Annotated in this window: 10 protein-coding genes; 7 read left to right on the top strand and 3 right to left on the bottom strand. The window is 71.5% G+C overall.

Annotated elements, in window-relative coordinates:
- The first annotated feature begins 118 nt into the window (after positions 1–118).
- From IG05_RS0100235 to IG05_RS0100220, 4 genes are all read left to right on the top strand, one after another.
- Complete coding sequence (locus tag IG05_RS0100235) at positions 119–1,213, top strand: DUF1996 domain-containing protein (RefSeq protein ID WP_030338139.1); 1,095 nt, start codon at positions 119–121, stop codon at positions 1,211–1,213.
- Between the two features lie 12 nt (positions 1,214–1,225).
- Entirely contained in the window at positions 1,226–2,986 is a 1,761-nt protein-coding gene (locus tag IG05_RS0100230) for a discoidin domain-containing protein (RefSeq protein ID WP_030338137.1), read from the top strand.
- Positions 2,987–3,051: 65 nt separating this feature from the next.
- A complete protein-coding gene (locus IG05_RS0100225; protein WP_030338136.1) occupies positions 3,052–4,092 on the top strand; it encodes a LacI family DNA-binding transcriptional regulator in 1,041 nt (346 codons plus the stop codon).
- Positions 4,093–4,354: 262 nt separating this feature from the next.
- On the top strand, positions 4,355–5,710 hold the full coding sequence (locus IG05_RS0100220; protein ID WP_030338135.1) for a beta-1,3-glucanase family protein: 1,356 nt from the start codon (positions 4,355–4,357) through the stop codon (positions 5,708–5,710).
- 105 nt (positions 5,711–5,815) lie between these two features.
- Here the strand turns inward: IG05_RS0100220 and IG05_RS0100215 are convergent, their stop codons facing one another.
- The gene (locus IG05_RS0100215; RefSeq protein WP_030338133.1) at positions 5,816–6,763 is read right to left on the bottom strand and encodes an ATP-grasp domain-containing protein; all 948 of its coding nucleotides are present in this window, start codon (positions 6,761–6,763) and stop codon (positions 5,816–5,818) included.
- A 102-nt stretch (positions 6,764–6,865) separates the two neighbouring features.
- Positions 6,866–8,071 (bottom strand): WD40 repeat domain-containing protein, encoded by a 1,206-nt coding sequence (locus IG05_RS0100210; protein WP_158838659.1) that lies wholly within the window; start codon positions 8,069–8,071, stop codon positions 6,866–6,868.
- Between IG05_RS0100210 and IG05_RS0100205 the strand changes: the two genes are divergently transcribed.
- Positions 8,064–8,360 (top strand): hypothetical protein, encoded by a 297-nt coding sequence (locus tag IG05_RS0100205; RefSeq protein WP_158838657.1) that lies wholly within the window; start codon positions 8,064–8,066, stop codon positions 8,358–8,360. The two genes, IG05_RS0100210 and IG05_RS0100205, sit on opposite strands and share 8 nt — an antisense overlap.
- 26 nt (positions 8,361–8,386) lie before the next feature.
- On the opposite strand, the gene IG05_RS0100200 is transcribed toward IG05_RS0100205, so the two are convergent.
- Positions 8,387–9,343, bottom strand: a complete 957-nt coding sequence (locus IG05_RS0100200; protein WP_030338128.1) for an RNA polymerase sigma-70 factor — start codon at positions 9,341–9,343, stop codon at positions 8,387–8,389.
- 194 nt (positions 9,344–9,537) lie between these two features.
- Between IG05_RS0100200 and IG05_RS0100195 the strand changes: the two genes are divergently transcribed.
- Together IG05_RS0100195 and IG05_RS0100190 are read left to right on the top strand one after the other, a co-directional pair.
- The gene (locus IG05_RS0100195) at positions 9,538–10,017 is read left to right on the top strand and encodes a carboxymuconolactone decarboxylase family protein (RefSeq protein WP_030338126.1); all 480 of its coding nucleotides are present in this window, start codon (positions 9,538–9,540) and stop codon (positions 10,015–10,017) included.
- 256 nt (positions 10,018–10,273) lie between these two features.
- Positions 10,274–11,968 carry a hypothetical protein gene (locus IG05_RS0100190; protein WP_030338124.1) on the top strand — a complete coding sequence of 565 codons (1,695 nt, stop codon included), beginning with the start codon at positions 10,274–10,276 and terminating at the stop codon, positions 11,966–11,968.
- Positions 11,969–12,354 lie beyond the last annotated feature (386 nt).

Genomic DNA, 12,354 nt, shown 5'->3' with positions numbered 1-12,354 from the left:
CTCGACGGGAGAGCGCTCTCCCACGCCTCGCCCAGCCGCCCCATGACGTGGGCTCAGCTGACGCCATGCCGCCCCGGGCGCGGCCTCCCACACTCCCACCGTTCAGGAGGAGGTCTCCATGTCGCGGAGATCGAAATGCCTGTCGGCCACGCTGATCACCGGCGCGCTCCTGCTGGCCTCGGTCGGTGTCGGTGGCGTCGCCACCAGCGCCGGCCCGCCCGCACCGCACAGCGCCGCGGCGCGGTCGTTCGCGGCCACGCACTCCGGTCACGCGATGGCCGCGTCCGTGGCCACCTCTCCGGAGGACCCGGACGGCGACGGCTACATCCCGGTGAACCCGCCGGTCACCGGCGTGACACCGGCCACGCAGGACCCGCCGCACCGCTACTTCCACGAGTTCCAGGCCAACTGCTCGGTCACCCACACCCGCCCGGACGACCCCATCGTCTACCCGCAGCAGCCCGGCGCGTCCCACGACCACACGTTCCTGGGCAACACGACGACCGACGCCGCCAGTACGACGGCCTCGCTGGCGGCCGGCCGTACCACCTGCAAGGCTCCCGGTGACCTGTCCGGCTACTGGATGCCCACCCTCTACAACGGCGACCGGCAGGTCCTCCCGGTCGGTCCGCAGGTCATCTACTACAAGGCCGGCGTCACCGACTACACCAGCGTCCGGCCCTTCCCCAAGGGTCTGCGGTTCGTCGTCGGCAGCCCTACGCAGAGCGCCGACGAGTTCCGCCATCACCCCGGCTTCGTCGAGGGCTGGGAGTGCGGCGACAGCTACTTCAACACCGAGTTCCCCGCCACCTGCCCGAACCGCGCCGACGTCCAGCTCAACATCCGTTTCCAGGCGCCCAGTTGCTGGGACGGCACGTACCTCGACACACCCGACCACAAGAGCCACATGGCCTATCCCGTGGTCAAGCCCGGAACGAACGACAACGTCTGCCCGGCCGATCACCCGGTCGCGCTGCCGATGATCGAGTTCAAGATGGCCTTCCCCGTCAACGGCGACATGTCGAAGGTCCGGCTCGCCAGCGGAACGGGCCACAGCTTCCACTACGACTTCTTCAACGCCTGGGACGCCCCCACGCTCAAGGCGCTGGTCGACCACTGCATCGTCGGCGGGCTCCAGTGCGACGCGCGCGGCTACGACGAGACCCACCCGGGGGCGGGCGCCGCACTCGACGAGCACTATGAACTCCCCTGAGGAGCGGCAGCGATGACCCCACTACCCCGCACCCGCGCCCGCCGCGTCGCGGCACCCTTGGCCGCCGGCGCCCTGGCCGCCGGCCTCCTCACGGCCCTGCCTGCCGCCCAGGCGCAGGCTCGGACGGCCGGCAGCGTCGTCAAGGTCACCGGCAGCCAGGGCTCCTGGCAGCTGACGGTGGACGGACGGCCGTACCAGGTCAAGGGCCTGACCTGGGGCCCTGGTGTCGCGGACGCCGAGAGGTACATGCCGGACCTGCAGTCCATGGGCGTCAACACGATCCGCACCTGGGGCACCGACGCCTCCAGCAAGCCGCTGTTCGACTCCGCGGCCGCCCACGGCATCAAGGTCGTCGCCGGTTTCTGGTTGCAGCCCGGCGGCGGCCCCGGCAGCGGCGGCTGCGTGAACTACGTGACCGACAGCGCCTACAAGAGCCGAGTGCTGGCCGAGTTCCCCCAGTGGGTCCAGACCTACAAGGACAACCCCGGCGTGCTCATGTGGGACGTCGGCAACGAGTCGGTCCTCGGCCTGCAGAACTGCTACAGCGGCGACGAGCTGGAGAGACAGCGTGACGCCTACACCACTCTCGTCGACGACATCGCCAAGAAGATCCACGCCGTGGACCCCGACCACCCCGTCACCTCCACCGACGCCTGGGTCGGGGCCTGGACGTACTACAAGAGGAACGCCCCGGACCTCGACCTGTACGCCGTGAACGCGTACAACGCGGTCTGCGACGTCAAGGCGGCCTGGGAACGAGGGGGTTACACCAAGCCCTACATCGTCACCGAGACCGGACCGGCCGGTGAGTGGGAGGTCCCCGACGACGCCAACGGCGTACCCCTCGAACCCTCCGACCGGGCCAAGGCCGACGGCTACACGCGTGCCTGGGGCTGCGTCACCGGGCACAAGGGCGTCGCACTCGGTGCCACGATGTTCCACTACGGCACCGAGTACGACTTCGGCGGCATCTGGTTCAACCTGCTGCCCGCGGGCCAGAAGCGCCTGTCGTACTACGCCGTGAAGAAGGCCTACGGCGGCGACACCACGCACGACAACACCCCGCCCGTCGTCTCCGGCCTGACGGTGGAGGGTGACGCGGGCAAGGTGCAGGCCGGACGTGATCTCGTCCTTTCGGTGCAGGCCGCCGATCCCGACGGCGACCGGATCTCCTACGAGGTCCTCGACAACAGCATGTACGTCGATCAGAGCAAGAACCTGACGTCGCTGCCCTTCACCGACCTCGGCGGCGGACGTCTGAAGGTCACGGCACCGGACCGCCCGGGTGCCTGGAAGATCTACGTCAAGGCGACCGACGGCCGGGGCAACGTCGGCGTCGAGACCCGCTCGATCAGAGTGGTCCCGCCCGTGCCGTCCGGCACCAACCTGGCACTGGGCGGACCGGCCACGGCGTCGTCCTACCAGGCGAGCTACGGCGACTGCCCCTGCACCGCCGCCAACGCGGTGGACGGCAATCCCGCCACCCGCTGGGCCAGCGACTGGAGCGACCCCCAGTGGCTCCAGGTCGACCTCGGCACCCGCACCACGTTCCGGCACGTCCAGCTGTACTGGGAGGCCTCGTACGCCAAGGCGTACGCCATCCAGACCTCCGACGACGGCCGGAGCTGGCAGACCGTGCGCACCGTCTCCGACGGGAACGGCGGCATCGACGATGTCGACGTCACCGGCTCCGGCCGGTACGTGCGGATCGACGGTACGGCCCGGGGGACGGGCTGGGGTTACTCGCTGTACGAGTTCGGCGTCTACTCCTGACGGCCGGCCGGCCGTCGGAGAGCGCTCTATTCCGTGATCCCTGCCAGGTCCGTTAATGTGCCTGCATGCGCAGACGGGCCCCGACGCTGGAGGACGTCGCCCGGGAGGCCGGTGTCTCCCGGGCCACCGTGTCCCGGGTCGTCAACGGCATCCGCAATGTGGATCCGGAGATCCGGGAAGTGGTCCGCCGGGCCGTCGAGCGGACGGGTTACGCGCCCAACCGGGCCGCCCGTTCCCTGGTGACGCGGCGGGCCGAGACGGTCGCCCTGGTGGTGTCCGGGGCGGGGGACACCTCGGACGCCGGCCAGAACGCCTTCGCGGCACGGGTGTTCACGGACCCCTTCTTCGGACGCGTGGTCGGTGGTGTCGTCGGCTTCCTGCGCCCCCGCTCCATGCATCCGGTGCTGATGTTCGCCGAGTCCGCCGAGACCCGGGAGGAGGTGCTGACCTATCTGCGGCAGGGGCGCGCCGACGGCGCCCTCGTGGTCTCCACCCACGCCGACGACCCCTTGCCCGCCCTCCTCGCCGACGCCCGGCTTCCCGCCGTGCTGTTCGCCCGTCCCGCGCGACCGGTTCCGCTCAGCTACGTCGACCTGGCGCACCGGGACGGGGCGCGCCTGGCCGCCGAGCACCTCCTCGCCCGCGGCTGCCGCCGGCTCGCCACGGTCAGCGGCCCCTTGGACGTCCCGGCGAGCCAGGAGCGCCTGGCCGGGTTCCGCGACACGCTCGCCCGTCACGGCCACGCGTACGTCCCTTTCGCCGAGGGCGGGTTCACCCTGGACAGCGGCATCGCCGCCATGTCGGACCTGCTCGACCGCCACCCCGACACGGACGGCGTGTTCGCGGCCAACGACCTCATGGCCCAGGGCGCCTGCCAGGTGCTGCGCGAGCGCGGCCGCCGGGTGCCCGAAGACGTCGCGGTCGTCGGCTTCGACGACTCCGGCGCCGCCCTCGCCTGCCGCCCCCGGCTGACCACCGTCCGCCAGCCGGTCGAGGAGATGGCGGCGGAGATGGCCCGCCTGCTCGACGAGCACATCCACGGCGCACGCACCGAGGCGACGTCGGTCGTCTTCGAGCCCGTCCTCGTGGTGCGCGAGTCGGCGTGACGGCGCGGTCAGGTCCGTACCGGATGCGTCAAGGGGTGTAGGAGCGGGCCGGTTCCGGGCCACTCGGGCGGTCGGAAGCCGAAGGCGCCGGCCGTGCCGCGTGCCGGGATCAGGGCGGTGCCGCCTACAGGACGCCAACCGGATCGATTTCGGCTTCAGTTGTTGACGGCGGACACCGGTGGGACTACAACCCGAGAGAGCGCTCTCGCATCCGCTGTTGCTCCACCCCCACGCATGCCGACCCGGCTTGAGGAGACCCCGCATGCAGAGTTCCGCCGGCGCATCCACCCGTAGACCACCGGTCGGCGCCGCCCGCTCGCGCGCGGCTCTCGGCCTGGTGGTCGTCCTGATCGCCGCCTGCTTCGCAGTGCTGGCGCCGTCGCCCGCGCGTGCCGCCGACCAGTTGCTGTCCCAGGGCAGGCCCGCCACCGCCTCGTCGGCCGAGAACGCCTCCTTCCCCGCGAGCGCGGCGGTCGACGGCAACGCGGGCACCCGCTGGTCCTCGGCCTTCTCCGATCCGCAATGGATACGCGTCGACCTCGGGTCCGTCCAGCGGCTCAGCCGCGTCACCCTCGACTGGGAGGGCGCCTACGCCACCGCCTTCCAGATCCAGACCTCCACCGACGCCACCACCTGGACCACCGTCCACTCCGCCACCAGCGCCACCGGCGGAACCCAGAACATCGCCCTCACCGGCAGCGGCCGCTACGTCCGCCTCTACGGCACCGCGCGGGGCACCCCGTACGGTTACTCGCTGTGGGAGTTCCAGGTCTACGGCCCCGGCGGCGCCACCCCGCCGGACGACTTCTGGGGCAGTACCAGCGGCATCCCCCCGGCGAGCAACGCCGTCGAGGTGAAGATCCTCAACCGGACCAACGGCAAGTACCCCGACAGCCAGGTGTACTGGAGCTTCGACGGGCAGGTCCACTCCATCGCCGAGCAGCCCTACCTCGACATGCCGGCCAACTCCGCGGGCCGTATGTACTTCCACCTCGGCTCCCCCGACAGCCCGTACTACGACTTCATCGAGTTCACCGTCGGCAACGACGTCTTCAACGGCAACACCACCCGGGTCGACGCCTTCGGCCTCAAGCTCGCCATGCGCCTGCACACCAAGGACGGTTACGACGTCGAGGTCGGCGAGAACCGGCAGACCTTCGCCGAGGACCGCGCCACCACCTTCCAGCGCTTCACCGACGCCGTTCCGGACCAGTTCAAGGTGCTGGCCCGGACCCAGGCCCCCTACCGGATCATCGCGCCCGGCAGCGACCCCGGCTTCCGCGCGGGCGGCGCCAACGCGAACTACTACACCGCCTACGCCCAGTCCGTGGGCGTGAACGCGGCCACCTCCGACATCTTCGGCTGCGCCGCCTCCCTCGCGGGCAACCCCGACCTGTGTGCCGCCCTCAACCGCCACGTCGCCACCCTGCCGGCCACCCAGCGGTCCGACCCGGCCCAGTTCTACCAGGCCGCACCGGCGAACTACTACGCCGAGTTCTGGCACGACAACGCCATCGACCACCTCGCCTACGGCTTCCCCTACGACGACGTGGCGGGCCAGTCCTCGTTCGTCTCCCACGCCGATCCGCAATGGCTCCTGGTCGCCGTCGGCTGGTGACCGGTCCGGTGGCGCGGACAGCGCACGCATGCCGACCCGTGACCGGCGGGTCCGGCCGGCTCACAGGGAGCCGCCGGGCCCGTCCCGTGCCGGCAGGGCGACCGGTCAGTGCGTCCGCTGGGGATCTGCGGCAGCTCGCGCCAGTTGGCCGGTGAGGCAGGCGGTGATGGCGGGTGTCACCTGGGTCATGTCCGGGCGCCAGCCGGGGACGGCGTTGACCTCGCAGACGGCGTAGGTGTCGGGCGAGGTGAACAGCAGGTCCACACCGGCGATGTGCAGGCCGAGGGCGCGGGCCGCGCGGACCGCGAGGTCCTCCGCCTCGGGGTGGCGGCCGGTGCACGGGGTGGCCGTACCGCCGTTGGCGATGTTCGCGGCCAGCGCGGTGTGCCGGGAGGTGTGCACCACGGCGCCCACCGGTGCGCCGTCGACGACGATGACGCGCAGGGTGCGGCCGTGCGAGTGGGCGATGTGCTGCTGGAAGAGGAAGGGAGTCTCGCGGGCGAGGCTGCCGGCCACGTCGTGCAGCAGTTGCGGACCGGGGGCGAGGAACACCTGCGCGCCTTTGGCGCCGTTGACGGATTTCACCACGCACGGGGTCGTCAGGTCGGGGCTGCGGACCACGCCTTCGAGGGGGGCGGTGGCGTACGAGAGCGTGTCGGGCACCGGCAGGCCCGCCAGGGCGAGTTCCTGCAGCTGCCAGATCTTGTTGCGGGCCTTGAGCTGGGCGTCCAGGGAGTTGACGAGGGTGGCGCCCATGCGGTCGAGGTGGCGGAGCAGGGTGATCTCGCGGTCGTTGTCCATGGGGCCGGCGACCTGGCGCACGCACACGACTCCGGGCGGCTCCAGGGGTGTGCCGCCCAGGGTGTGGAGGGTGAGCCGGCCGTCGCGGATGCCGATGAGGAGTTCGTCGGTGTGCCAGAGGGCGAAGCGGGAGCCGTGGGCCGCGGCCAGTGCCGTGGCGAGTTCCTGGGTGGAGCGGCGCAGGACGGCGGGGCGGTGGCGTACCAGCATCCACACATCGGCGGGGGTTGGGGTGGGGTGCTGGTCGGTCACGTCGGCTCCTCGCCTGGTGTGTCGCCCGTCGCCTGCGCGCTCAGTGTCGCAGTGCCGGGCGTGGCGCCGTGCGGTTTTCGGGCGTGTCGCAGGGGGGCCGGGTCAGTCGCAGGAGGGGCGGTGGGCCAGGTGGGGGAAGAGTGTCCTCCACTGCGCTGCGGGGACACTGACCGGGTGGGTGAGGCCCAGGTCGTCGTAGATGCGGTCGCTGCCGAGGCCGAGGAGGAACGTCCACTTCTCGTCGTCGACCTTGCCGACGACGGCCATGCGTGAGTTGTCGCCGGGCAGGACCTGCATGTCGGAGACGCCGGCGAGGCTGGTCTCGGCAGGGGTCCGCCATCGCCCGTCCGGCCCGGTGGCCCAGATCCGGAACTCCTCGGTGCCGGAGTACAGCCGGTCGTCGACGGCCATGCCCGTCACGATGTGCCGCCCGTCCGGGGTCACCGTCATCGACCGGACGGCGTGGTCGAGGCGGAGGGTCTCGGCGCGCCTGGGGTGGCCGACGTCGCTGATGTCCCAGAACAGGATCGTGCCGTCGCGCAGCACGGTGGCCAGACGGCCCCGGCCGACGGGGTGGTAGCCGAGCGAGGTGGCGTGCAGCCGCCGGCCCTTGGCGGGGTGGTCTCGGTCGCGGACGTTCCACAACTGGAGGGTCTCCCCGGGGCTCTCCGCGATGAGGACGTGCTGGGGGCGCAGATAGCCCGCTCCCCCACCGTCGGCGCCCCCGGGTATGACGCCGGCCTTGCGGGGGTCGCTGGGATCGGTGAGGTCCCACAGGCGCAGGTCCCGGCGGTCGGCGTGGGTCTCGGTGGTGACGAGGGTGTGGTCGTCGAGGAACCAGGGCTGCCTGTGCTGTAGATCGGTGGGCGCGTCGATCACGGAGCGTCTGACGGGATGGTGCACGTCGTCGACGCCCCACAGCCCCAGGCGGCTGCCGCCCACGGCGCCGACGGCGAAGAGGCGGCCGTCGGAACTGACCGCTGTGACCGCGTCGGGGGCGGTGATGGGGATGTCTCGCCCGTGCCGTGGACGGCCGGCCGTGAACTCCCACAGGCGGAAGAGGTGGGTGCCGGATCCGTTCTTCCACCAGTGGGCCACCAGCACGGGCCTTTTGCGGTCGGGCAGGAAATAGCGGGCCTCCCAGAGCTGGGGCAGGGTGAAGGCGAGGCGGGGTCTGGCGGGATCGGCGAGGTCCCACACCCGGTGGAGCGAGGTGTATTCGTCGGCGATGGCCTCGGTCAGGAGGTAGCGGCCGTCGGGGCTTACCGGAGCTCTGGACTCCGTGACGCTCGCCGGGCCCATGGGCACCGCTTTCTTCTTCAACGACGACTACCACGGTTTCGGATCGACGGCCTTCAACCCGCCGCCGGCTGCCACCGGCATGGTCGAAATCGTCGGCGCCTCAGGCCACGCATTCGAAGTCAAGTTCGGTATCCCGTTGCATCGTCCGCCTCACCGGAACCTTCGCCTCGGTCACGTTCACCCTGACCCCAATCCCGGCAGTACCGTTCCCAGCGAAGGAGTCCTCCTCCAGATCGGCGGGACACCGCAACCGTCGGCCGCCTTGGAGTCTGCGCCCGAGATGGCCACTGCCTGAGTTCGGACAACGAACCGCAGCAAGATTCAGGCGGAGCGGTCGGCGAGTCCCCGTACTCGGCGGCTCACAGTGGTCTCGCGGTCGATGCGGGACAGCTTCCCGGGATTGCGCACGGCGTAGAGCCCGGTGATGAGGCCGCCGTCCAGGCGCACCGCCAGGACGGTGTCGACCTTGTCGCCCAGCCGGAGGATCAGCGCCGGACAGCCATTGACCTGTGTCACCTGCAGCGACACCGCGGCGTCGATCCTGCCCAGCACACGGGCCACCTTGTCGGCGCCCACGACGGGCGCCGTCGCGGCCTGCACCATTCCGCCACCGTCCGTCAGCAACACGACGTCCGGCGCGATCAGGTCGAGCAGGCGCTGCAGATCACCCGTCTCGACTGCCCTCCGGAACGCCTCCAGCGCACAGCGGGTCTCGGCCGGCGAGACGACCTCGCGTGGCCGGCGTGCAGCGACATGCGCTCGTGCCCGGTGCGCGATCTGACGGACCGCGCCGGAGCTCTTGTCGACGGCTTCCGCGATCTCGTCGTAGCCCAGACCGAACACTTCACGCAGCACGAACACCGCCCGCTCGGTCGGGGTGAGCGTCTCCAGCACCAGCAGCATCGCCATCGAGACGCTGTCGGCGAGCTCGACGTCCTCGGCGACGTCGGGCGCGGTGAGCAGTGGCTCGGGCAGCCAGGGGCCGACGTAGGACTCCTTGCGCCGACGGAGCGTGCGCAGTCGGCCGAGTGCCTGCCGGGTGGTCATCCGGACCAGGTAGGCACGCTGGTCCCGCACCGTGCCGAGGTCGACGCCCGCCCAGCGCAGCCACGTCTCCTGGAGGACGTCCTCGGCGTCGGCGGCCGAGCCGAGCATCTCGTAGGCGACGGTGAACAGCAGGTTGCGGTGGGCGACGAACGCCTCGGTGGCGGAGTCCACGCGGCCGGCACCAGCAGGCGGCTCCGCCGTGTGCCCTGACCCTTCGCTGCGCTCGCTCATAGCCGGCTCCCGCTGTTCGCTCTCGCCCCTGTCACGCACAAGACGCCGGCCCCGGCCGCTCTGTGACACCCGGGAGCGGTGGCCCACGTCACATCACCGTGCTGTCACAGGGGCCGCGCGGCCGGCATCTCGTGTCCGTCAGGCCGCCGCGGACGATCCGCGCGGCACACGACTCCACTAGTGAGGACGAGATCATGGAACGCCGTTTCAACCTGTTCGACAGCCCGACCGCCGCGATGGTCGCCAAGCGGTTCTACAACGCCTCGTTGCCGCTGGAACAGTCGACACTGCCGAAGACCCTGAAGGAGCTGGTGGAGCTGCGGGTGGGCCAGATCAACGGCTGTGGCTTCTGTGTGGACATCCACACCAAGGAGGCCGCGGCCGCCGGTGAGACCGCGCTCCGGCTCCACCTGGTCGCCGCCTGGCGTCACTCCACCGTGTTCACCGAGGCCGAGCGGGCCGCGCTGGCGCTCGCCGAGGAGGGCACCCGGCTCGGCGAGCAGGGTGTGTCCGACCAGACCTGGGCCGACGTGCGCAAGCACTTCGACGACGACCAAGTCGGTGCGCTGGTCTGCCTGGTCGCCCTGATCAACGCGGCCACCCGGATGAACGTGATCGTGCACAACCCCGGGGGTTCGTACGAGCCCGGCATGTTCGCCGGCCTGTCGAGCTGACCGGCCGGCGGATGCGTCCCGGCCCGGGTCGTCCGCTCCGGGCCGGGACGGCCGGTCAGGCCGCGGTTCTCGGCGGGGGCGACTGCGATCTCCCGTCCGGGGCTCCGCCATGGACGGGACCCGCCGGACCCCGAAAGTGGTGTTTCCAGCCGGAATGGATGGTATCCGTGGTCTCTTCGCTAGGGTCGTAGTACGGCCGCACCCGTGACCTGCCGGGTCACCGGAGCGGGCGCTGGGCAGCGGTGAGGAGTTCCGGGTGCGGTACTACGACCTCGGCAGCCACGGCCGACCGGTCACGACGACGTCGTCCGAGGCGCAGACGTGGTTCGACCGCGGGCTGAACTGGACGTACGCCTTCCACCACGAGGAGGCCGTCCGCTGTTTCGAGGCGGCCGCGGCGGCGGATCCCACCTGTGCGATGGCCGAGTGGGGTCTGGCCTACGCGCTGGGCCCTAACTACAACAAGCCCTGGGAGTTCTTCGACGAGCAGGACCTGGGCCGGACCGTGGAGCGGGCGCACGCCGCCGTGCGGCGCGCGCAGGCGAAGGCGGCCGGCGCCACTGCCCTGGAGCAGGCTCTCGTCGGCGCGCTCGCGGCCCGCTATCCACGGGCCCAGGCCCCGGACGCCGAGGACGGCCCGGTGTGGAACGCGGCCTACGCCGACAGGATGCGGGCCGTGCGGCAGCTGGCCGGTGACGACCTGGACGTCGCGGCCCTGTACGCCGACGCACTGATGAACCTCACCCCATGGCGGCTGTGGGACATCCGCACCGGCAGGCCGGCCGCGGGGGCGCGTACGGTGGAGACCCGGGCGCTGCTGGAGGGCGCCCTGGCCACCGCGGCGGGCGGACGGCACCCGGGTCTGCTGCACCTGTACATCCACCTGATGGAGATGTCCCCCACCCCGGAAGCCGCGCTGTGGGCCGGTGACCGGCTGCGTGGTCTGGTGCCGGACGCGGGGCACCTGCAGCACATGCCCTCGCACCTGGAGGTGCTGTGCGGTGACTACCGGCGGGTGGTCAGCGACAACAGCGCGGCGATCGCGGCCGACGAGAAGGTCCGTGCCCGGGCCGGGGCGATGAACTTCTACACCCTCTACCGGTGCCACAACTACCACTTCAAGATCTACGGTGCGATGTTCCTGGGCCGTTACCAGGACGCGATCGAGGCGGCCCGGCAGCTGGAGGATGCGGTCCCCGAGGATCTGCTGCGGGTGCCCAGCCCGCCCATGGCGGACTGGCTGGAGGGCTTCCTGGCGATGCGGGTGCACGTGCTGATCCGCTTCGGCCGCTGGGAGGACATCCTGCGCCTCGCACTGCCCGCCGATGCGGAGCTGTACTGCGTGAGTACGGCGATGCTGCGCTATGCGCGGGGGGTCGCGCTGGCGGCCACGGGCCGGGTCGGCGAGGCCGAGACCGAGCGCGGTCTGTTCGGGGAGGCGGCCGCCCGGGTGCCGCAGACACGCATGCTCTTCAACAACACGTGCAGGGACATCCTGGCGATCGCCGGGCAGATGCTGGACGGCGAGCTGGAGTACCGCAGGGGCAGGCACGAGGCGGCGTTCGCGGCGCTGCGGCGCTCCATCGAGCTGGACGACACCCTGCCCTACGACGAGCCGTGGGGGTGGATGCAGCCCACCCGGCACGCGTACGGCGCACTGCTCCTCGAACAGGGACTGGTGGAGCAGGCCGAGGCCGTCTACCGCGCCGACCTCGGTCTGGACGACACGCTGCCGCGCCCGCTGCAGCACCCCGGCAACGTCTGGGCCCTGCACGGCCTGCACGAATGCCTCCTGCGGCTGGGCAAGGAGGCGGAGGCGCGGATCATTGCCCAGCAGCTCACGTTCGCCGCGGCGGTGGCGGACGTCGAGGTGGAGGCCTCCTGCTTCTGCCGCCTGCAGACCGCCGGGGGTGCGGGGGTGGGAGACGAGTGCTGCGCCGGGGACCACTGAGGGCTGTCGCCGCCCCGGTGAGGTGCGGTGGCCGCTCCTTGCCGGTCCACCGCCCTCCCGGCGGAGCACGGGCAAGCGCCGGCCCAGGGGATGTGGGGCGTGAGCATTCCGGGGACGCGGCGGCGCAGTGCGCTGTCGGAGCCGACCGGTGGGAGCCAGGGCACCCGCCGCAGCGGATCGCCTGACGCGACGTCACCGGCCCTGTGCCCGCCAGGGGCAGGCCGCACCGGCAGCGCACACGGTCCGCCGCACGCCGGTGCCCCACCCCCTCCCCGGCGTGCCACGGGGACGCCTGCGCTCCCTGCCCGCAGGGCGAGCCGAGCTGTGCGGCCCCGGGCTGTGCCCTCCGTTTGCCAGGTGTGCCGGGCGGCAGGAGACTATTGGTG

The organism is Streptomyces sp. NRRL S-1022 (genome assembly GCF_000720135.1).
Lineage (GTDB): Bacteria > Actinomycetota > Actinomycetes > Streptomycetales > Streptomycetaceae > Streptomyces.
Note: the sequence above shows the minus strand (reverse complement) of the source record. Positions and strands in the feature narration are given on the sequence as shown.

Coding starts and splice junctions, on each gene's coding strand:
- IG05_RS0100195 (WP_030338126.1), top strand. CDS start 9,538: ATGGAACGCCGTTTCAACCTGTTCGACAGCCCGACCGCCGCGATGGTC.
- IG05_RS0100220 (WP_030338135.1), top strand. CDS start 4,355: ATGCAGAGTTCCGCCGGCGCATCCACCCGTAGACCACCGGTCGGCGCC.
- IG05_RS0100230 (WP_030338137.1), top strand. CDS start 1,226: ATGACCCCACTACCCCGCACCCGCGCCCGCCGCGTCGCGGCACCCTTG.
- IG05_RS0100205 (WP_158838657.1), top strand. CDS start 8,064: ATGGGCACCGCTTTCTTCTTCAACGACGACTACCACGGTTTCGGATCG.
- IG05_RS0100235 (WP_030338139.1), top strand. CDS start 119: ATGTCGCGGAGATCGAAATGCCTGTCGGCCACGCTGATCACCGGCGCG.
- IG05_RS0100225 (WP_030338136.1), top strand. CDS start 3,052: ATGCGCAGACGGGCCCCGACGCTGGAGGACGTCGCCCGGGAGGCCGGT.
- IG05_RS0100200 (WP_030338128.1), bottom strand. CDS start 9,343: ATGAGCGAGCGCAGCGAAGGGTCAGGGCACACGGCGGAGCCGCCTGCT.